The following is an 18,437-nucleotide window of genomic DNA, read 5'->3' as shown; positions in this document are numbered from 1 at the left end:
CCGCTCACGGTCCCGATCGGCCACGGATGTTCACATATCGAGCACCAGCCGGCCGCCGCGGGCGCGGGAGACACAGATCAGCATCGAGTCGTCGCGCTCCGCGTCCGTCAGCAGCTCGTCGCGGTGGTCGACCTCGCCCTCCAGCACCCGCTGCTGGCAGGTGCCGCAGAAACCCTGCTCGCAGGAGTAGGCGGTGCCGGGGAGTTCGGCGCGCACGGCGGCCAGCACGGTGGAGTCCTCGGACACGGTCACGACCCGTCTGCTGCGCCGCAGTTCGACCTCGAAAGAACCGCCGGTCGCCGACTTCGACTTCGGCGTGAACCGCTCCATGTGGACGTGCGGCACCCGCTCCTCCACGGCCGCCATCAGCCCCTCGGGCCCGCAGCAGTACACGGCCGTGTCCTCGGGCAGTTCGCCGAGCCAGGCGTCCAGGTCCGGCAGCCCTGCCTCGTCCTCGGCGACGACCGTCACCCGGTCACCGCCCAGTTTCCCGATCTCCTCCAGGAACGGCATCGAGGCCCGGCTGCGGCCGCCGTACAGCAGTCGCCAGTCCGCGTCCTGGGCGGTCAGGGCCCGCAGCATCGGCAGGATCGGCGTGATCCCGATGCCGCCGGCGACGAAGGCGTGACGCGGTGCCTTCGTCAGCGGGAAACGGTTGCGCGGGCCGCGGACCTCCAGCTCCATACCCTCGCGCACCTGCTCGTGCACCTCGCGCGAGCCGCCCCGCCCGTCCTCCACCAGCCGTGCGGCCACGGTGTAGGAGGAGGTGTCCTCCGGGTCGCCGCACAGCGAGTACTGGCGCACCAGACCCGACGGCAGCACCAGGTCCAGATGCGCGCCGGGCTCCCAGCGCGGCAGATCGTGGCCCTCCAGCCGGAGTTGGACGACCCCGTCGGCGATGTGTTCGTGCCCGGTCACCAGCAGCGTCAGCGCCCGGGACCGCGGCTGCCCGCTGATCGGCGTCTCCAGTGCGGGCATCGGCCAAAGCGGTGAGCTCCGGACCCGGCGGCGCAGCGCCCGCCGGGCGAGCAGCGCGGCGCCCGCGACGACCATGACGGTGCGCAGCTTCGGCATCAGGCGGTCCTCTTTTCTGCGGCGAGGGCCGCGGGGGAGGAGGCGAGGTAGGCGACGGCCTGCTCGGTGGAGCCCTCCTGGGAGGGGTGGTAGCTCCGGCTCAGATAGCGCGGGATCGACTTCAGCATGTCCTCGGCCGACGGCAGCACCCCGTGCCGTCCGCGCACGTAGAAGTCCCGGAACGTGGGCTTGCCGGCCAGCACGGTCGGGTCGTTCTCCATGAAGAACCGCACCCCGCGCTGCCACAGGAACACCAGCGCCGTGAACGCGGTCGCCCAGGTCCGCGCCCGGCGCCGGTAGCTGCCGTCGACGTGCAGGAACAGATCGAAGGCGACCGAGCGGTGCTCGACCTCCTCGGCGCCGTGCCAGCGCAGCAGGTCCAGCATCGTCGGGTCGGCACCGCGCCGGTCCAGCTCCTCGGCGTTGAGCACCCAGTCGCCGAGGAAGGCGGTGTAGTGCTCGATCGCGGCGATCAGCGCGACCCGCTCCATCAGCCACCAGCGGCGCGCCCGGCCCGGCGGCAGCGTGCGGTCGCCGAGCAGCTTCTCGAAGAACCAGTCGACCTGCGCGGTGTACGGCGTCGGGTCGAGCCCCTGCTCGCGCAGGTGCGGCAGGACCTCGTCATGGGCCTGGGAGTGCATCGCCTCCTGCCCGATGAACCCGTTGACGTCCTCGCGCAGCCGCTCGTCCCGGATGTAGGGCAGCACCTGCTTGTAGACGTGCACGAACCACCGCTCCCCGGCCGGCAGCAGCAGATGCAGCACGTTGATGGTGTGCGTGGTGAACGGATCCCCGGGCACCCAGTGCAGCGGCGTGCGCCCCCAGGAGAAGGACACCTTCCGGGCCTTGAGCGGTATCCGCTCCGGCTCGTCCGGCTGGGGCATCCGAGCGGCCTGCTTGTTAGACATGGCGTCAATGTACTGATGGGTAGGCCCGAGGGGGAACCCCTCGCGCCCGACCTTGTTGACGCCGCTGTCAGCAACGGCGGGGCCGCCGGGCGCCGTGAGCCGCGTCGCCTAGTGCAGCCCGCCGATCTCCCGGCCGTCCGTCAGGGTGCCCCTCAGCTCCGCCTGGAGCCCCTGCTTGGCGCGCGCGGCGAGGACATGGCCGTCCGCGCTCGCGCTCAGACCGCCCGCGGCGCGGATGGACGCCGTGTCCTTGCCGCCCGCGGCGAGCAGGTACCAGGTGCCGCCCTGCGACTTCCACAGCACACCGGCGAGCACCCGCGGATCGCGCGGCCCGCACGCCGGCACGTCCTCGGCCTTCGCCGCGACCGCCCCGTACGTACCGCCCGGGGTGTGGAACTGCGCCAGTACCCGCGCCCCGCCGCCGCGCCAGGTCTCCGCCCGGGTGCACACCCAGTCCGCGGTGCCGCCCGCGCCCGGCAGCTTCTGCTGGGCGTACGCCCAGGCGTTCACGGACCGGACGCCCCGCGAGCGCACCGCGCCCAGCGAGCAGGCGTACGGCGCCCACGCGTGCAGGCTCTCGGAGCCGGACACCTCGCGCTCCTTGCCGGGGTGGCCCACGGTGAGGCGGGCGGGCATGAGTTCGCCGAGGTCGGTCAGGACATGCGTGCCGGTGTCGTCGCCGATCTGCAGGGCGTTCCAGGACGTGCACGGGCCGGTCTTCGTCGCCGGGCTGGCCATGGGGGAGGTGACCCCGCCGGACAGGGGCAGGTCCCTCGCGCCAGCGGCCGGTTTCATCAGGTCGCGCTCGGCCGTCTTCGTCACCCAGGGGGCGGTCAGATAGCGCACGTTGCCGTCGGCCCGGCCCAGCACCACCGCGTCCGCCTCGGTGCCGTTCGCGCCGTCCGCGCGCGCGAAGTCCAGCGCCGCGCCCTCGGTGCCGTCCTTCGGCTCGGCGTAGCGGGCGATGCGCAGCCCGTCGTACAGGATCACCACGTGCGCGTTGTCGACGTTCCCCGCGTACAGCAGCTGCGGCGGGCCGGCCGGGCCGCCGGAGGCCGTGCCGGGGGTCGCCGAGAGGCGGACCGTCTCGCCGGGGCGGGCCCACACGGCGAGGGCGCGGCGCAGCAGGGACGTGTCACCGGTCAGGTCACCGCGCGCCGGCCACACCGAGAAGTCGGTCCGTGACGCCGTCTTCCACGCGCCTGGCACGGCCCTCACCAGCCGGCCCGGGTCGAGGGCGGCCTCGGCGGCCGGGTTCTGCGCGTAGACCGGGGCTGCGGCGCCGTCCGGCCCCCAGCCGCCGCCGGGCAGCGCGACCAGCGCGCCGCACACGGCGAGGGCCGCGGCGGCGGCGAGCGCGGCCCTGGTGTGCTGGCGCCGGCGCATCAGATCGGTCGGCCGGGCCTGCAGCGCGCACGGATCGAACTCGGGTGAGGCCAGCAGTCCGTACCGCGCGGGTACGTCGTCGGCCTCCCGCAGCGCCGCGTTCACGCTCCTGACCCCGGCCGCCGTCAGGATGCGGCGCACCTCGTCGTCGGGCAGCTGCTCCAGGCCGCGCAGCGCGTAGGCGGCACGCGCCGGGGCGGGCAGCTCCGACAGCTGCTGGTCCAGGGCCAGTTCGTCGGCGCCGCCCGAGCGCGGGAACAGGCGCAGGCCCCACACCTGCGGCAGCAGCGGCGGCAGCTGGGGCCGCCTGAGCCGGCCGCGGCGCCGCAACGGCAGCCCGGCCTCCAGTGCCGCGCGCAGCACCTGCTGGCGTACGAAGGCGTACCCCGGGTCGCCGTCGCGGCCCGCGGACTGGGCCGGGATGACGGGTGGGGCGGCCTTGCCGCGCGGCAGGGCGCGCTGGGTGAGGGCGTGGGCGGTCAGGACGCGCCGGCCGCGGCCGAGGCCCGGCGGCAGCACCAGATAGGCGAGCCGCACGAGCCGCGGGTAGTGCTCGACGAGCGCGGCCTCGGCCTGCTCGACGCCGACGACCGGGCCGGCGGGGGACGATGAGGGGCGCGGGGCGACATCCTGTGACTGCACGTTCAGCAGAACGAGCGAATCGGTGGATGGTCACCCGCCGTCCGGGTGGGTCAGGCCCCGGGCTCGACCAGTGCGCGGGCGTAGTTGGCCATCGACCGCTGGTAGCGCGGCAGATGGGCGGCCAGCGCGCCCAGCACCAGGGACAGGCCCTCGCGGTCGCGGCCCAGGCTGGACAGGCACAGGGCGAGCGTGGCGCGTACCGCGTCGTCCAACTCGTCGGAAGGGCGCTCCAGTTCGGGGGTCAGGAGTTTGACGCCCTCCTCCGGCCGGCCGACGTTGCGCAGGGAACTGGACAGCTGGATCTTCGCCCGTCGGCCCCGGTATCCGTCCAGGCCGCGCGCCAGCGCCTCCTGGTACAGCGGGACGGCCTGGTCGGAGTGGCCGGTCGAGTCGAAGGCGCAGGCCCGCTCGAAGGGGCCCAGCGGGCTGTCCTCGGGCAACTCGGCGACGAGCGCGTCGATCCGGGCGCGGAACTCGGCGGCCCTGTCCTCGGGGTAGTCGTCGAAGGCGGCCCAGGCCGTGGCCACCCGGTCTTCCCAGTCCTGGTTCACCGGCACACTGTCGCACAGGGGTACGGACACGCGGTACCGGATTGAGCGTCGGGCGCGCGGCAGCCGTATCGACAGGCGTCGCGCACCCGCCCGGACCCGGAGGAAACAGATGAGACGCACCCGACCGATGCTCGCCGTGACCGGTGCCCTCGCCGCGCTGGCGGTCGCGGGCTGCGGCGCCGGCGGCGGCCAGGACGACGCCGTACCGCCGACGGCGACCGGCAGCCTGGAGCACCTGGCCGCCGAGGCCAAGTGCCGGCCGGACATGCAGACCGACGCCGACGAGATCCGGCAGGCCATCTGCACGACCACCGAGGGGAAGTTCGTGCTGGCCACCTTCGCCACCGACCGCGGGCAACGCGAGTGGATCAACGAGGCGAAGGACTACGGCGGTTACTACCTGGTCGGCCGCAAGTGGGTCGCCGTCGGCGACGACGGCGTGGTCGGCGCGCTGCGCTCCACCCTGGGCGGCACCCTCGAGCAGGGCACCCAGCACGGGGGAGCGCACGCGGGTCACTGAGCCCGTTGGAGGCATACGAAAGCCGGCGGTGGGGGAGTGGCACCGCCGGCTTTCGCATGTGGGGGGCTCAGGGGGTCACTGGCACTTCTGTCCCCGGTTGATGCAGTTGGCGATCTTGCTGTTGAGGTTGCCGGTCATCACGTTGATGAAGTCGTCGTGGTCCGTGATCGCCTTGTGCAGCTGCTCCGGGAAGCCGTCGACCGCGTAGGCGTTCTTCAGCTGGCCGTTGCTGATCACCGGCGCCGGCACGTCGTACACCAGGCGCATGGTCAGCTGCGGGATCGCCTTGAAGCCGTTCTGGCAGCGGCCGTTCGCGTCGGCGAAGGCTACGTGGGTGCGGTGGTTGGCGCTGTCGACGTTCTGGCCGTCCCAGCAGGACTGGAAGGCGAACGAGCGCACCACACTGCTGCCGGCCGGGCAGACCGGGTACTTGTCGGTCAGCTGCACCTTGTTCTCGAAGCCGGTGCAGCTCCAGTGCGCGTTGGCGTTGCCGGGGCCGTTGGTGAAGGCCTTGGCGTCACCGGTGATGATGCGCAGGAACTGCGGCATCGCGACGACCTTGCTGGTGGCATTGCCGATGAACTTGATCTGGGCCTGCTTGGCGAGCAGGATCTTGCCGACGTTGCCCTCCTTGCCGCCGCCGTCGTTGTTCTGGTCGAAGTCCTGCGTGCCGTCCTGCACCCGCAGCACCGGCCAGTAGTACGACGACTTGTCCTGCTGGTTCTGGCAGGTGGTCTCGGCCGCGGCGAAGGTGTCGTTGTTGGCGAAGGCGTCGTTGGACTGGTTGCCGACGTAGTCGTGCAGGTGGTGGGCGCCGTTCTTGACGCCCGGGGCCACGATCACGTTGTCGGTGTTGTGGTTGCCGTTGGCGTTCACCCCGCAGCGGGTGGTGAAGGTGCCGACGGAGGCGTTGCGCATCTTGCGGGGCTGGGCGGGGACGTTCGGCTGCACCTTGGTGATGTCGACGAAGTCGGCGGCGGAGGGGCCGTTGCCGGCCTGGCCACCGCTGTTCTGGCCACCCTGCTGACCGTTGTTCTGACCGCCGTTGTTCTGGCCGCCCTGCTGGCCACCGCCCTGCTGGCCACCGCCCTGCTGCTGGCCGCCGCCCTGTTGCTGGCCGCCGCCTTGCTGCTGGCCGCCGTCCATCTGGCCGCCGTTGTTCTGGCCTCCGTTGTTCTGGCCTCCGTTGGTCTGCGGCTGTTCCGCGGGGCTGGCCGTGCAGCCGGCGAGGCCGTCGAGGCGGTCGGGGGCGTTGCCGCCGACCCGGTTGATCTCCAGCTGGATGCGGTCGATGATCGCCGCCCGCCGGTCCTTGAGCGGCTGGAGGATCGAGTTCTGCACGAAGCTCGCGTCGCGGGTCTGCGCGTCGCGCGTCGTCGCCAGCCGCTGGTAGGCGTCGGTGATCTGGCGGTCAAGGCTGGCCAGTTCGCCGTCCACCTCGGTGCGCGCCTGGCCCGGCACGTCCGTGAGCTGCTGACCGACGTCGGGGCAGGAGATCGTCGCCACCTGGGCGGCCGCCGCCTTGGTGCGGTTGCCGGCCCAGGAGTCGTGCGACTCGTGGGCCGACGCGTAGAAGTTCGCCCAGACAAGCCCGCCCCCGCCGAGCGCTAGGGCCGCCGATGCGGCTACGGCCTTGCCGGCCATGGACGAGCGGCGTTTTCTTGTGTTGCGTCCCATGGAACTCCTCTGACTTCCGTGCGGGCTTCCGGGGCGGCAGCGAGGCGCCCGAGGGGTGAAGCGGCGCCCTTGGATACGCAAGCGGCTCCAGTGGCGTTCAAAGCCCGTGAGGATTCAGTGGAGTTGCAGGTCAGCGGCCGTGATCGAGAAACGCCAGCACGGCCAGCACGCGCCGGTTGTCGTCGTCCGACACCTCCAGGCCCAGTTTCGTGAAGATGTTGGCGGTGTGCTTGGCGATCGCCCGTTCCGTCACCACGAGCCTGGCCGCGATCGCCGTGTTCGCCCGTCCCTGTGCCATCAGCTCCAGCACCTCCAGCTCACGCGGCGTGAGCCGGGCCAGCGGCCGGTCCGCACCCGCCCCCCGCGCCGGCAACTGCTGGATGACCTGCGGATCCATCGCGCACGGCGACGGCCAGCCAGACGCAGCCGAGCAGGGCGGCGGCGAAGGCCGTGCCCCAGCCGGTGACCGGGACGAACTCGTACCACCAGTCGTCGGAGGCGGCCACGATGGGCTGCCACAGACCGGCCCCGATCAGGATGCCGAAGAGCCCCTCGGCGAGCAGCCCCGGTGCCAGCGAGGCGACGGCCGCGCCCGCTGTCGCGTCCACGGACAGCCAGCGCAGGTCCTGCCAGGTCGCCGGGTCCCGCAGCAGCTCCCGGGTGAGTCCGGCCCGGCCCGGGAGCCCGCCCCGGGGCGGCGCCGGAAGCGGCCGGTAGGGGGCGGGTATCTCCAGGCCCGCCCAGCGCGCGGCCAGCTCCCGCCGGTGCTGGGCGTATCCGCGCACCATCCGCAGCACGGAGGGGGTGGTGAGCACCCCCAGGCCCAGGGGGATGAAGGAGAGGGACAGCAGGGCGAGGACGGACAGGCCGATCGAGGCGGTCCAGCCCATTGTGGACAGCGCGACGCCTGCGCCCCCGCCACCAGTGCGTCGCGTACCCGTGTCCGGTTCATGGCCCCCCGCCTTCGTCGCTCGGTGCGGGGACAGTCTGGCCGAGCGGGCGCCGGGCCCGCACGGGGCCGGGCACCCCGTCAGGGGGTGGTGCCGGGTACACCCCCGCCGATGGCCAGCACCTTCGCCTCGATCTCCGCGTCGAGCCCCTCGGCCGTGCGGTCCGCGCGCATCGGTGCCGTGCCGCCGAGTGCGCGCAGCCACCGCCAGGTGTCGGCGGCGGTCTCCTCGACCGGCCGGCAGCGCAGACCCGTGGCCAGCGCCCGGGAGACGTCCGCGCGGTGCAGCGCGTCGTGCAGGTCACTGCCCGGCGGCACCCACACCGGCAGCTGCACCCACGGCTCGATGCCGGCGTCGAGGATCGTCCGCGGGTCGGTCCAGCGCAGCTCCGCCGGGCCCGAGGTGGCCCGCACACAGGACTCCAGCAACGCGGCCATGGTGGCGTGCCCCGAGGGGCTGATCACGTTGTACGGCCCGCTCAGGTCCCGCTCCGCGGCCCCGAGGGTCCACTCGGCGAGGTCGCGGACGTCGATGAACTGCAGCGGCAGTTCCCTCGGGCCGGGCGCGAGCACCGGGCCGCCGCGCGCGATCCGGTTCAGCCACCAGGGCAGCCGGCCGACGTTCTCGTACGGCCCGAGGATCAGCCCGGCCCGCACCAGCAGTGAGCGGTCGGCGCCGAACTCCGCGGCGGCCGCCAGCTCACCGCCGAGCTTGTCGCGGCCGTAGTCGGTGTGGCCGGCGTCGGGGGAGGCGCCCTCGACGAGCGGCGCGTCCTCGCCGTACCCGGCGGGCGGCGCCCACGCGTACACCGAGCAACTGGAGACGTACACATACCGTCCGGCGCGCTCCCGCAGCAGGCGTGCCGTGTCCCGTACCGCGCGGGGCGCCGCCGACCAGGTGTCGACGACTACGTCCCAGCGCCCGTCCGAGCCGGCCAGGGCGGCGAGGCCGCCGGGAGCGGTGCGGTCGCCGTGCAGCGACCGCACCCCGGGCGGGGCCGCGTGCCGTCCCCGGTGGAAGACGGTCACCTCCCAGCCGCGGCCGAGGGCCGCCTCGGCCACGGCCCGCCCCACGAACTCCGTACCGCCCAGCACCAGAAGTCTCATGCCGACGACTGTGCCGGAGCCGGGCGGGGGCGGAACCGGGTTCTGCTCCCGGCAGAGGTGTCAGCGGCCGGCCGGCGGCGCGTACTTGTAGCCGACGCGGCGCACCGTCTGGATGGCCTCGCGGTGCTCGGCGCCCAGCTTGCGGCGCAGGCGGGCGACGTGGACGTCGACGGTGCGGCCGTCGCCCACGTGGCCGTAACCCCACACCGTGGTGACGAGCTGGTCGCGGGTGTGCACCCGGTGCGGGTTGGCCACCAGATGCGCGAGCAGCTCGAACTCCAGGTAGGTCAGGTCGAGTTCACGCCCGCCGACCCAGGCGGTGCGCCGCACGGAGTCGATCCGCACGAGCGGCTCTTCGAGGACCGCGCCGGACGCGTCGGGCACCGGCTGGTCCTGCACCGGCTGGTTCGCCACGGCCACCGGCAGGAACGGCGGCTGCTGGTCGGCCGGGACGAGCACCAGGTAGCCGACCATCGGCGGCCGGCCGGGCAGTGTGGGCAGGGCGTGCGGCGGGGCCGGCAGCCAGGTGGCACCGGGCGGCAGGAAGTCCGCCACGTCGACCACCTCGTCGCGGTCGACGGCGCGCAACCGGTGACGGGCGGCCGGGGCCGGGGCGGGAGCGGGGGCGGGCAGGGTGGCGGTGCTGAGGGAACGAGTGGTCGCCATGAGAGGTCAGCTCTTTCGCGCGAGAAGTTCGTCGTTCGTCGGACGGATCGACGGCGGCGATTCGTGGTCGCGGCCCGTCGGGGACGTACGGCTTGTCGCGCCGGCCGAAGGCCGGGTGTTACGGCTTTAGAGGGCCGGCGCGTTCGTCGCGCGGCAACACACCCGGTCGAAGTCGTGGTGCTGACGGGAGGGCCAGAAGGGCTCGAGGTCCTGGCGACCTGTCGCGGAGTGCTTCTGGATGCCGGCCATGGACTTATTGAACCAGACGTGAGCCGTTGACAGGAGCCCTCCTCTCACTGTGTGGACACTCGCCCGCCCCGGCAACGCGAAGGGCGCCCACCATGACGGTGGACGCCCCTCGCGCGCAGACGGGTGGATCAGACCTGGCCGGCCTTCTCCAGCGCCGAGCAGCAGGTCTCGACGAGCAGACGCGTCACGACGTACGGGTCGACGTTGGCGTTGGGACGGCGGTCCTCGATGTAGCCCTTGCGGTCCTTCTCGACCTGCCACGGGATGCGGACCGAGGCGCCGCGGTCGGAGACGCCGTAGGAATACTTGTCCCACGGGGCCGTCTCGTGCAGGCCGGTCAGGCGGGCGTCGATGCCGGCGCCGTAGTTCTTGACGTGGTCGAGCGGCTTGGAGCCCTCGCCGAGCGCCTCGCACGCGGTGATGATCGCGTCGTAGCCCTCGCGCATCGCCTTGGTGGAGAAGTTGGTGTGCGCGCCCGCGCCGTTCCAGTCACCCTTGACCGGCTTGGGGTCGAGGGTGGCGGCGATGCCGAAGTCCTCGGCGGTGCGGTACAGCAGCCAGCGGGCCACCCACATCTGGTCGGAGACCTCCAGCGGGGCCAGCGGGCCTACCTGGAACTCCCACTGGCCCGGCATGACCTCGGCGTTGATGCCGGAGATGCCGAGACCCGCCTTCAGGCAGTTGTCCAGGTGCGCCTCGACGACGTCACGGCCGAAGATCTCGTCGGAGCCGACGCCGCAGTAGTAGCCGCCCTGCGGGGCCGGGAAGCCGCCCTTGGGGAAGCCGAGCGGGTAGCCGTCCTTGAAGAAGGTGTACTCCTGCTCGATGCCGAAGATCGGCTCCTGCGCCGCGAACTGCTCCTCGATCTCGGCCAGCAGGGCACGCGTGTTGCTCGGGTGCGGCGTCATGTCCGTGTCCAGGACCTCGCACAGCACCAGGATGTCGTCGCCGCCGCGGATCGGGTCCGGGCAGCTGAAGACCGGCCGCAGCACACAGTCCGAGGAGTGGCCCTCGGCCTGGTTGGTGGAGGACCCGTCGAAGCCCCACAGCGGCAGCGCCTCCAGGCCGGCGGGGGCGTCCGTGATGATCTTCGTCTTGGAACGGAGCTTGGCCGTCGGCTCGGTGCCGTCGATCCAGATGTACTCAGCCTTGAAGGTCATCGGGGCCACATCCTTAACGTGGGTCTGGCGCACTGCGGGTGCTGCGGCGCTGCGGCACTGGGCGCCGCGGTGGATGTCGGCAGACTGTCAACAGGCGATTTCTCGTCCATTGCCCGAATGTGAACCCCGTGTTACCTGCGGGTGGTGTGGCACGCCTCACGTCACCGTGCGGGCGGCTGTGAGGAGGGCAGCGCGCGGTGCCGGGCCGCCGGATTCGTATGCGATGCGGTTGAGCCACCCGATACCCAGCGGCCGCCGCGCTCTCCGCCCGTCCGGTCCCCATCGGTCGCCGCGCTCTCCGCCCGGTCAGGAGTCGTCGGCCGCCGCGTCCCGTACCCCGGCGAGGAAGTCGCGGATCGCCGCCCGTTCGCGGTCGTCGTAGCGTGCGAGCAGGTCCACCGTCCGGCCGATGAGCGGGCCGAAGAAGTCCTGGCCCAGCCGTACCGCCCGCTCGTCCACCTCGACGACCACCGTCCGCCGGTCCAGCCGCCCCCGCGTGCGCCGTACGTGCCCGGCCCGCTCCAGCCGGTCGATGAGGGCCGTCGTCCCGGCCGAGTTCAGGCCCAGGTCGGCGCCGAGGCGACCGGCCGTCACCTCCTCGCCCGCCCGCCGGGCGTCCATCAGCGCGATCAGGGCCCGCACATCGGTCGGGTGCATGCCGTTGCGCTGGGCGAAGCGCGCGCTGTGCAGCCCCAGTTCGACCGCCACCGCGCGCAGCAGATGGACGATCTCCATCTCGGGTTCCTGGGACATCACGGCCGCCCTCCGCTATCGTCTCGCTCAACAAGAATCTTGCTCAACGAGATAATAGGGGGTGCGGCGATGAGCGGCCGGTTCGATGCGGACGGTTTCCGGGCGGCGTACGACAAGGTCATGGGGAAGTGGCCCGCCGAGCGGGAGACGGTCCTCGTGCCCACCCCGTACGGCACGGCGTACGTCAACCTCTGCGGGCCGCGCGACGCGCCCCCGCTGCTGCTCCTGCCCGGCGGCGGGGGCGCGACCTCGGCCTCCTGGTACGCCCAGGCCGCCGAACTGGCCCGCACCCGGCGCGTCTACGCCGTCGACCTGCCCGGCGCCCCGGGCCGCAGCGAGGTGCCCGCCGACCGCCGCCCCCGCACGGCCGCCGACCTGTGCGACTGGCTCCAGGTGCTGCTGGACGGCCTCGGCGCCGGCCCCGTGACCGACCTCGGCGGGCACTCCTACGGCGCCTGGATCGCCGTCCACTTCGCGTTGCGCTCGCCCGGCCGGGTGCGCCGCCTGTTCCTCCTGGACCCGACCCAGTGCTTCGCCGGGTTCAAGGCGGCGTACCTGCTGCACGCGCTGCCGATGCTGCTGCGGCCCGCTCCCCGTCGCACCCGGGCCTTCCTGGAGTGGGAGACGGCGGGGGCGCGGCTGGACGCCGACTGGCTGCGGTTGCAGGAGGCCGCCACCGGCTTTCCCTCCGTCAAGCCGGTCACCGGCCCCCGCCCGACGTCCCAGGCGCTGCGGGGTCTGGACGTGCCGGTCCTGCTGCTCGTGGCCGCGAACAGCAGGACCCACGACCCGCACGAGGTGGCGGCCAGGGCGGGGGCGCTGCTGCCGCGGGCGGACGTGGAGGTCGTACCGGACGTCTCCCACCACGCGCTGCCGCACGCCGCGCCCCCGGACCTGGGCCGCCGCCTCAGCGGGTTTCTGAGCGACTGAAGCGACGGACCAGCTCTACGGGCCTCACCCCACCTTCTCGATCAGCGCCCGGCGGATCAGGAACTTGCCGGGCTCGCGGACCTGTTCGAAGGCCGCGTTGTTCAGCAGGACACAGCTGCCCGAGACCGAGGTGACCTGGACCGTCGTGGTCTTGTTGTTGTCCAGGTTGGTCACCTTGAGCTTCGTGCCGGCCGGGAACTGGTTGCTGGACGCGGCCGGGGCGCCGCCCTCGCCGGAGAGGGTGACCGTCGAGCCCTTGCACACCTGCTGACCGGAGGCGGCCGCAGCGTCGTTTCCCGCCCCGGCGGCCTGCGAGGGCGGCGCGGACTGCTGCCCCATCTGCTGTCCGCCACCCTGGCCTTGTTGGGCCGCCTGGCCCTGCTGTCCCGACTGCTGTCCGTTCTGCCCGGCTTGGGAGTCCTGAGCCGACTCCCCGACCGCGCATCCGGACGCCGCCTGCTTGCGTTTGATCTCCTCGATGACCGCCTGGCGGTTGGCGATCCGCGCCTCCGACTGGGCGTCGGGGGCGGCCCGCTGGCCGTCGATGAACTTCTGGTTGTTGCCGAGCGCGGTGGCGAGCCCCTGGCATACCCCCGAGTCGGCGGACAGGGTCCGCGGCGGTGGGGAGGCGTTCGAGGTGCTCGCCATGGCGAAGGCGCCACCGCCGGCCACCGCCGCGGCAGTGACCAGCAGCGCGAGCTTCTTCTTCGTACTGAGCGTTCTCCTGCGCGACATGCGCGCCTCCTGAAGAGGTAGGGGAGCGTACGCCGCTATGTACGAGATACCGAACGGAGTTACTCAGCGGTCACGGCAGACGTCGAAGTGGCCTGCGTCACACCCGACTTCGACCCGCCGCCTCATCGGGACAGTGCGTCCCGTACGGCCTCCTCCGTGCGGCCCACCACCGCCGTGCCGTCGTCGGCCGTGATGATGGGGCGCTGGATGAGCTTCGGATGCTCGGCCAGGGCCGTGATCCAGCGATCCCGGGCGGAGTCGTCCTTCGGCCAGTCCTTCAGACCCAGTTCCTTCGCCTCGGCCTCCCCGGTGCGGGTGATGTCCCACGGCTCCAGCTGCAGCCGCTCCAGTACGTCCCTGATCTCGTCCTCGCTCGGTACCTCCTCGAGGTAGCGGCGGACGGTGTAGTCGGCGCCCTCGGCGTCGAGCAGGCTGATGGCGCTGCGGCACTTGGAGCAGGCCGGGTTGATCCAGATTTCCATGCCGCTCACGCTACCGGCCGGGTGGTGGAGGCTCCGGTTCCGGGGGAGTCCTGTTCGAATTCACGGTGTCTCATCAGCCTCTTCCGAAGCGTGCGTGACGCAGCGGCAAATCCCTTGTCCACCTGGGTGTTTGGCAGCCCTCACGGATCCCCGATTGTCAGTGCCGGACAGTAGAATTGACGTAGTGTTCGAGGGAAGACGCCGGGGCCTCCGGAGACTCCCTGACCGCGACAGGAGGATGCCTGTGCCCGCTGCCGCACTCCACCCCAAGCCGTCCCGCAAGCCGCTGCCGACCCAGTCCACCGCGAGCCACCCCGTGCTGTTCGACTCGCCGTACGCGCCGACGGCGAAGCGTCCGCTGCCGCCGGGCCGTCCGCGCGAGTGGTACATCACGCACAACCGGCGCCTGAAGGCCATGCGCCTGGCCATCGCCCTGCTCGACTCCGGCGTCTATGTGCCGGGCCAGGCCCGCAACGAGACGATACGGAGCGCGGCGGAGGAGATCGGCATCCACCCGCCGTCCGACACGACGTGCCACATGGTGCGCGCGCTCATGCGCTACTGCCGGTGAGCCGGTGAGCCGGTGACCGACGCCGGGTGCCGTCCCCGTGGCGGTGCCCGGTCCCGGCCGGAGCATGGGCGTGGCGGTGCCCAGACCGTGCGCGTGGCGGTGCCTGGTGCGGGCCGGGGGGCCGTCCCCGGGGGTCAGCCGGCCAACTCACGCTCCAGCGGCGTGCGGAACCTCGGCGTCACCCGGGTCGTCCCCACCCAGCCCCGCAGCCGCTCCGCCTCCGCCGCGATCGCCGCCTCGGCCTCGCGGCCCACGCCGTCCTTCTCCAGCAGCCGCCACACGATCTCCCCGTCCGGCCGCTGCGCCCAGCCGCCCACCACCCGGCCGTCCCACCACACCGTCGGCCCGACGTTGCCGCTGCGGTCGAACAGCGCCGGGCGCAGCGCGGGAGCCAGGCACCAGTCCCGCTGCTGCCAGCCCATCGCCGTCGGGTCCAGCCCCGGCAGCAGGGCCGCCCACGGCTGCGCCGCGCCCTCGGCGCCCGGCTCCTCGTCGTCCTCGACGACGTAGCCCGTGCCCTCGTCGACGGCCACCTCCCGCGCCCCGATCGCGGTGAGCGCCCGCCGCACCTCCGTCACCCGCCAGCCCGTCCACCACTTCAGGTCGGCCTCCGTGGCCGGGCCGCACGCCGCCAGCCAGCGGCGCAGCAGCTCCGCCTGGGCGCCGGCGGCGTCGAGCTCGGGATGCGCGGGGGCCGGAGCCCAGCGGAACTGGCTCGACGTCCAGAAGCCGAGCGGGCGGCCGCGGACCACCTTGCCCTCCACGCCGAGGACGCGCAGCAGACGCGAGGAGACCGTGTGCACGCCCTCGTAGCTCTTGCCGGCCGCGTAGACGAACTGCTCTCTCAGCCGCGGTTCGTCCTTGGCCAGTTCGGCCGCCGTGGCCTGCCCGCGCCGGGCCAGCGCCGCCAGGGCCGAGTCCTCGACCTCCTTCAGCCAGGCCGCGTCCGGGGCGCCCGCCCCGGCCATGTCCTTCAGCAGCTTTGCCCGCTCCCGCGCGGCCACCGCCAGACCGGTCGAGGCGTGCACCACGGCCGTCAGCTCCGTGGGGAACACGAACACGGTGTGCCGCATGCCGTGCATCCGCACCAGCGAACGGTCCTCGTACAGCGCCCGCTCGGTCTGGACGATCGTCTCCGCCGGATCCGCCAGCCGCGCGCCCACCGCCAGGTACACCGTCGCCGGGTCCGTGCCGTGCAGCGCGACCAGCGCGTCCGCCACCTCCTTCGGCGTCGCCGCCCGCGCCTGGGGTGCCAGCCGGTGCCGTACGGCCAGCCGTGCCCGCCGCTCCGCCACGCCGATGTGCCGTACCTGCCCGCCCATGCCGCCTCCGTCCGTCCCCACGGGTGCCTGACGCCATCTTCCAGGACCCCACTGACAACGGCCCCCGGACGCGGTCCCCGGACACGGCCCCCTGGCCCGGCCCCCGACGCGGCCGTCCGTCAGCCGTAGCGCTCGAGCAGCCCCTCGACGTACGCCTCCAGCCGCTCGCCCAGCACCTCGGGCGTCAGATCCGTGCGGCCCAACTCCCGCCACGGGCCCGCGAGCCGCGCCGCGTCCGGGGCGTAGGCCAGGGCGTCCAGCAGCCGCCAGTACAAGTGGTCCGGCCCGCCGGCGAGCCGGCGCCCGCCGTGGGCGTCGTACCGCTGCCGGAAGGCGAGCCCGTGTTCCGGTCCGTGCAGCAGGGCGAGGGCCGTGGAGCAGTGCGCGACGTCGAGATCGGCCGGGCCCCACGACGTCTCCACCCAGTCGACCACCCCGCTGATCCGCAGGTCCGCGCCCGACCCGCTGAACAGCACGTTCCCGGGACGGAAGTCCCGGTGCAGAAAGCAGCCGTCGTACGGCGGCGGCTCGCGGCGCAGCACGTCCACCGCCCGCTCCCACAGCGCGCCCGGCGCGGTGCGCACCCGCTCGGCGGAGGCGCACGCCTCGTACCGGCGCGGCCGCTCCGCCGGCACCACCCGGTGGATGCGCACCAGCTGGGCCGCCAGCAGGTCCAGGCGCCGGTCCAGCTCCTCCTCGCCGCTCTCGTCGACACGCACCCTTCCCGGCAGCGACGTCATCAGCAGGGACGGATGGTCGCAGTGCTCGGCGCCCGCGTCCACGGCGACCGGCTCGGCCACCGGGATGCCGTCCTCACCGGCGAGCAGCGCGAGCACCGACGCCTCGCGGGCCAGCAGGCCCCGGGCGTGCCGCCGGTAGAAGGGCTTGACGAAGCTGCGCAGCACCAGCGCGCCGCCGTCGTCCAGGGTCAGGCGGCGCATCTGCGAACTCCACCCGCCCCGCAGCACGCGCGTACCGGTGACCGTGCGCCCCTGGGACAGCTGCTTGGCGACCCACGCGCGCGTGGCCGTCCACCCGCGGTCGTCCGGCCCGGTGAGGACCGCGCTCACGAACGCCCGCCGGTCCTCGGCGTGGTCCCGCAGCCACGTCCCGACCTGGTGGTCGGCCGCGGGCAGGTCGAAGCGCGTGTACTGGGCGCGGGCGGTGAGCGCGTCCTGCACGGCCTCCGTCACGGCCGGCGGGATCACCGCGTCCGTGCCGGGCACGGCGAGCACCGCCCGGCCGTCGTAGACGCGCAGCGCGTCCAGCGCGCGGGAGGCACGCCAGCTGTCCGGCGTACGCAGGATCGTGCTGAAGCGTCCGTCGCCGTTGCCGAAGGGCAGCTCCCACGCCACGGGCGCGTACACGGCGGGTGCGCACAGCCCGATCGCGGCGACCCGCTGCGAGTAGTACGCGACCAGGTCGGCCACGGTCTGCCCGCTCATGCTGAATCCGACCAGGACCAGCGGCCCGTCCGGTGCGCAGGCGTCGATCACCGCGACGGCCTGCTCGAAGCGGCGCCGCAGGCTAGACCGCCGCAGCAGGCCGGTGCTGTCGCCGTGCCCGGAGAAGTCGAAGGCCAGCACGCGGCAGCCACGCGCGGTGAACTCACCGGCCAGCGGCAGCAGCCGCTCCTTGCTGCCGGCGCCGGCGCCGTGCAGCAGGACCACGGCCGGGCCGTCGCCGGCTCCGCCGTACACCCCGCTGAGGCGTTCACCGTCGATGTCGAGTGTGAAGGGAGACAGGGACTCGGTCATGCGCCCCATTCACTCACACCCCCAACTGCACCCGCGCAAAAAGCGGATGCGTCCCTTTCGCCGCTCTCCCTACCCTTCACGTATGGGCACCATCGTCATGGCCGCGACCGCGGTCCTGGTGGTCCTGGGCTTCACCGACCCTGTCTGGTGGCTCGCCGCCGTCGCCCTGCTCTGCGTGTACGCGCGCTCCGGGCGGGGCACGACCTCGGCGTCGAACGGGACGCCCCCGGCGTCCCCGGGCTCCGCGCCCGCCACCTACCGGGCGTACCGGGCCCGCCGGGACCAGCAGGCCAAGTGGGAGCGCCGCTACCGCCGCGAACGCCCCTTCGAGGCCCGCCGCCAGGAACGCGCCAAGTAAGCGATCCGCCAAGTAAGCGACCCGTCCGCGTCCCGTGCCGGGGCGCCCCCGTGTGTCACAGGCCGGGGGCGCCCCACACCGGGAACCAGCGCCCCAGATCCTGCTCGATGCGCAGATCGTTCGCGAGGGCCGCCTTGATCTGCAGCTCCAGCGCGTTGTCGCGCCGCTCGGCCGGCCCGGCCAGCGGCGCGAAGGGGTAGAACGTGCCCCGCTTGTACAGGTACACCAGCGCCAGCCGGCGGTCGCGGTCGTCGCGGAAGCCGGCCAGGGAGCACAGCAGCTGCGGGCCGAAGCCGTTGACCTCCATGGAGCTGTTCACCGCGTGCAGATCGTTGACGAGCTGGGGCAGCTCGTCGGGGGAGCGGTGGGAGACCAGCCAGGAGTAGCCGTAGCCGTCCTGCGTCAGCCGCACGGGCGGCCCGCTGCGGTCGGCGTCGGCGTCCAGCAGCGCCTGCACCTCCCGGTGCGTCTGCTCGAACGCCGAGCCCTCCACGGTCGCGAAACACACCGCGCCCCGGCCGGTCGGCCTGAAACCGGCCGCCGCCTCGAGCGTCACCGCCGCCGACGGCAGCGCGAAGAGCTGGTCCAGATCGGGCGCGACCGGTTTCGTACGGCCGAGCAGGATGTCCAGCAGGCCCAT

Annotated in this window: 19 protein-coding genes and 1 pseudogene; 4 read left to right on the top strand and 16 right to left on the bottom strand. The window is 73.2% G+C overall.

All coding sequences use genetic code 11. The features are described 5' to 3' along the window. Nucleotides 1-30: 30 nt before the first annotated feature. The 4 genes from AB0J12_RS33445 to AB0J12_RS33430 form a co-directional block, all read right to left on the bottom strand. Nucleotides 31-1,074, bottom strand: coding sequence for a PDR/VanB family oxidoreductase (locus AB0J12_RS33445; RefSeq protein ID WP_363268372.1), 1,044 nt, complete (start codon nucleotides 1,072-1,074; stop codon nucleotides 31-33). After that, on the bottom strand, nucleotides 1,074-1,982 hold the full coding sequence (locus AB0J12_RS33440; protein ID WP_363268371.1) for a metal-dependent hydrolase: 909 nt from the start codon (nucleotides 1,980-1,982) through the stop codon (nucleotides 1,074-1,076). The genes AB0J12_RS33445 and AB0J12_RS33440 overlap by 1 nt, the downstream gene beginning before the upstream one ends. Before the next feature lie 108 nt (nucleotides 1,983-2,090). Further along, nucleotides 2,091-4,010 carry a hypothetical protein gene (locus AB0J12_RS33435; RefSeq protein WP_363268370.1) on the bottom strand — a complete coding sequence of 640 codons (1,920 nt, stop codon included), beginning with the start codon at nucleotides 4,008-4,010 and terminating at the stop codon, nucleotides 2,091-2,093. 50 nt (nucleotides 4,011-4,060) lie between these two features. Then, complete coding sequence (locus AB0J12_RS33430; protein WP_363268369.1) at nucleotides 4,061-4,561, bottom strand: tetratricopeptide repeat protein; 501 nt, start codon at nucleotides 4,559-4,561, stop codon at nucleotides 4,061-4,063. Between the two features lie 109 nt (nucleotides 4,562-4,670). Between AB0J12_RS33430 and AB0J12_RS33425 the strand changes: the two genes are divergently transcribed. Beyond that, nucleotides 4,671-5,081 (top strand): hypothetical protein, encoded by a 411-nt coding sequence (locus AB0J12_RS33425; RefSeq protein ID WP_363268367.1) that lies wholly within the window; start codon nucleotides 4,671-4,673, stop codon nucleotides 5,079-5,081. A 75-nt stretch (nucleotides 5,082-5,156) separates the two neighbouring features. Here the strand turns inward: AB0J12_RS33425 and AB0J12_RS33420 are convergent, their stop codons facing one another. The 7 genes and pseudogenes from AB0J12_RS33420 to AB0J12_RS33390 all read right to left on the bottom strand — a co-directional run bounded on the left by AB0J12_RS33420 (nucleotide 5,157) and on the right by AB0J12_RS33390 (nucleotide 11,642). Continuing rightward, nucleotides 5,157-6,758: a DUF1996 domain-containing protein gene (locus AB0J12_RS33420; protein ID WP_363268365.1), complete on the bottom strand. Its 1,602-nt coding sequence runs from the start codon at nucleotides 6,756-6,758 to the stop codon at nucleotides 5,157-5,159. A 130-nt stretch (nucleotides 6,759-6,888) separates the two neighbouring features. Beyond that, a pseudogene (locus tag AB0J12_RS33415) lies at nucleotides 6,889-7,158 on the bottom strand (helix-turn-helix transcriptional regulator); the annotation flags it as partial. After that, a complete protein-coding gene (locus tag AB0J12_RS33410) occupies nucleotides 7,076-7,648 on the bottom strand; it encodes a sensor domain-containing protein (protein ID WP_363268364.1) in 573 nt (190 codons plus the stop codon). The gene AB0J12_RS33410 and the pseudogene AB0J12_RS33415, both read right to left, overlap by 83 nt. 140 nt (nucleotides 7,649-7,788) lie before the next feature. Next, nucleotides 7,789-8,814 carry an SDR family oxidoreductase gene (locus AB0J12_RS33405; RefSeq protein ID WP_363268363.1) on the bottom strand — a complete coding sequence of 342 codons (1,026 nt, stop codon included), beginning with the start codon at nucleotides 8,812-8,814 and terminating at the stop codon, nucleotides 7,789-7,791. Nucleotides 8,815-8,874: 60 nt separating this feature from the next. Beyond that, the gene (locus AB0J12_RS33400) at nucleotides 8,875-9,480 is read right to left on the bottom strand and encodes a winged helix-turn-helix domain-containing protein (protein WP_363268362.1); all 606 of its coding nucleotides are present in this window, start codon (nucleotides 9,478-9,480) and stop codon (nucleotides 8,875-8,877) included. 377 nt (nucleotides 9,481-9,857) lie between these two features. Further along, nucleotides 9,858-10,889 carry a glutamine synthetase gene (gene glnII / locus AB0J12_RS33395; RefSeq protein WP_363268361.1) on the bottom strand — a complete coding sequence of 344 codons (1,032 nt, stop codon included), beginning with the start codon at nucleotides 10,887-10,889 and terminating at the stop codon, nucleotides 9,858-9,860. 306 nt (nucleotides 10,890-11,195) lie between these two features. Continuing rightward, nucleotides 11,196-11,642, bottom strand: coding sequence for a MarR family transcriptional regulator (locus tag AB0J12_RS33390; protein ID WP_363268360.1), 447 nt, complete (start codon nucleotides 11,640-11,642; stop codon nucleotides 11,196-11,198). Nucleotides 11,643-11,711: 69 nt separating this feature from the next. Here AB0J12_RS33390 and AB0J12_RS33385 point away from each other — a divergent pair, with 69 nt between their 5' ends. Further along, on the top strand, nucleotides 11,712-12,572 hold the full coding sequence (locus AB0J12_RS33385) for an alpha/beta fold hydrolase (RefSeq protein ID WP_363268359.1): 861 nt from the start codon (nucleotides 11,712-11,714) through the stop codon (nucleotides 12,570-12,572). A 24-nt stretch (nucleotides 12,573-12,596) separates the two neighbouring features. On the opposite strand, the gene AB0J12_RS33380 is transcribed toward AB0J12_RS33385, so the two are convergent. Then, the gene (locus AB0J12_RS33380) at nucleotides 12,597-13,307 is read right to left on the bottom strand and encodes a hypothetical protein (RefSeq protein ID WP_363268358.1); all 711 of its coding nucleotides are present in this window, start codon (nucleotides 13,305-13,307) and stop codon (nucleotides 12,597-12,599) included. Nucleotides 13,308-13,429: 122 nt separating this feature from the next. After that, on the bottom strand, nucleotides 13,430-13,789 hold the full coding sequence (locus AB0J12_RS33375) for an arsenate reductase family protein (protein WP_363268357.1): 360 nt from the start codon (nucleotides 13,787-13,789) through the stop codon (nucleotides 13,430-13,432). A 244-nt stretch (nucleotides 13,790-14,033) separates the two neighbouring features. Between AB0J12_RS33375 and AB0J12_RS33370 the strand changes: the two genes are divergently transcribed. After that, entirely contained in the window at nucleotides 14,034-14,360 is a 327-nt protein-coding gene (locus AB0J12_RS33370; RefSeq protein WP_363268356.1) for a hypothetical protein, read from the top strand. Nucleotides 14,361-14,494: 134 nt separating this feature from the next. Here the strand turns inward: AB0J12_RS33370 and AB0J12_RS33365 are convergent, their stop codons facing one another. After that, nucleotides 14,495-15,682, bottom strand: a complete 1,188-nt coding sequence (locus AB0J12_RS33365) for a winged helix DNA-binding domain-containing protein (RefSeq protein ID WP_363268401.1) — start codon at nucleotides 15,680-15,682, stop codon at nucleotides 14,495-14,497. Nucleotides 15,683-15,801: 119 nt separating this feature from the next. After that, on the bottom strand, nucleotides 15,802-17,448 hold the full coding sequence (locus AB0J12_RS33360) for an alpha/beta fold hydrolase (RefSeq protein WP_363268355.1): 1,647 nt from the start codon (nucleotides 17,446-17,448) through the stop codon (nucleotides 15,802-15,804). A gap of 73 nt (nucleotides 17,449-17,521) precedes the next feature. On the opposite strand from AB0J12_RS33360, the gene AB0J12_RS33355 reads away from it, so the two are divergent. Further along, nucleotides 17,522-17,797, top strand: a complete 276-nt coding sequence (locus AB0J12_RS33355; RefSeq protein WP_363268354.1) for a hypothetical protein — start codon at nucleotides 17,522-17,524, stop codon at nucleotides 17,795-17,797. A gap of 55 nt (nucleotides 17,798-17,852) precedes the next feature. Here the strand turns inward: AB0J12_RS33355 and AB0J12_RS33350 are convergent, their stop codons facing one another. Then, on the bottom strand, nucleotides 17,853-18,437 hold the full coding sequence (locus AB0J12_RS33350; protein WP_363268353.1) for a hypothetical protein: 585 nt from the start codon (nucleotides 18,435-18,437) through the stop codon (nucleotides 17,853-17,855).

The organism is Streptomyces sp. NPDC049915 (genome assembly GCF_040656475.1).
Taxonomy (GTDB): Bacteria; Actinomycetota; Actinomycetes; order Streptomycetales; family Streptomycetaceae; genus Streptomyces.
Note: the sequence above shows the minus strand (reverse complement) of the source record. Positions and strands in the feature narration are given on the sequence as shown.

Excerpts from the sequence above, each read along its gene's own strand:
- AB0J12_RS33440 (WP_363268371.1), bottom strand. The coding sequence starts at position 1,982 with ATGTCTAACAAGCAGGCCGCTCGGATGCCCCAGCCGGACGAGCCGGAG.
- AB0J12_RS33380 (WP_363268358.1), bottom strand. The coding sequence starts at position 13,307 with ATGTCGCGCAGGAGAACGCTCAGTACGAAGAAGAAGCTCGCGCTGCTG.
- AB0J12_RS33360 (WP_363268355.1), bottom strand. The coding sequence starts at position 17,448 with ATGGGGCGCATGACCGAGTCCCTGTCTCCCTTCACACTCGACATCGAC.
- AB0J12_RS33355 (WP_363268354.1), top strand. The coding sequence starts at position 17,522 with ATGGGCACCATCGTCATGGCCGCGACCGCGGTCCTGGTGGTCCTGGGC.
- AB0J12_RS33350 (WP_363268353.1), bottom strand. The coding sequence starts at position 18,437 with ATGGGCCTGCTGGACATCCTGCTCGGCCGTACGAAACCGGTCGCGCCC.
- AB0J12_RS33385 (WP_363268359.1), top strand. The coding sequence starts at position 11,712 with ATGAGCGGCCGGTTCGATGCGGACGGTTTCCGGGCGGCGTACGACAAG.
- AB0J12_RS33410 (WP_363268364.1), bottom strand. The coding sequence starts at position 7,648 with ATGGGCTGGACCGCCTCGATCGGCCTGTCCGTCCTCGCCCTGCTGTCC.
- AB0J12_RS33420 (WP_363268365.1), bottom strand. The coding sequence starts at position 6,758 with ATGGGACGCAACACAAGAAAACGCCGCTCGTCCATGGCCGGCAAGGCC.
- AB0J12_RS33425 (WP_363268367.1), top strand. The coding sequence starts at position 4,671 with ATGAGACGCACCCGACCGATGCTCGCCGTGACCGGTGCCCTCGCCGCG.
- AB0J12_RS33405 (WP_363268363.1), bottom strand. The coding sequence starts at position 8,814 with ATGAGACTTCTGGTGCTGGGCGGTACGGAGTTCGTGGGGCGGGCCGTG.
- AB0J12_RS33365 (WP_363268401.1), bottom strand. The coding sequence starts at position 15,682 with ATGGGCGGGCAGGTACGGCACATCGGCGTGGCGGAGCGGCGGGCACGG.
- AB0J12_RS33390 (WP_363268360.1), bottom strand. The coding sequence starts at position 11,642 with ATGTCCCAGGAACCCGAGATGGAGATCGTCCATCTGCTGCGCGCGGTG.
- AB0J12_RS33445 (WP_363268372.1), bottom strand. The coding sequence starts at position 1,074 with ATGCCGAAGCTGCGCACCGTCATGGTCGTCGCGGGCGCCGCGCTGCTC.
- AB0J12_RS33375 (WP_363268357.1), bottom strand. The coding sequence starts at position 13,789 with ATGGAAATCTGGATCAACCCGGCCTGCTCCAAGTGCCGCAGCGCCATC.
- glnII (WP_363268361.1), bottom strand. The coding sequence starts at position 10,889 with ATGACCTTCAAGGCTGAGTACATCTGGATCGACGGCACCGAGCCGACG.
- AB0J12_RS33400 (WP_363268362.1), bottom strand. The coding sequence starts at position 9,480 with ATGGCGACCACTCGTTCCCTCAGCACCGCCACCCTGCCCGCCCCCGCT.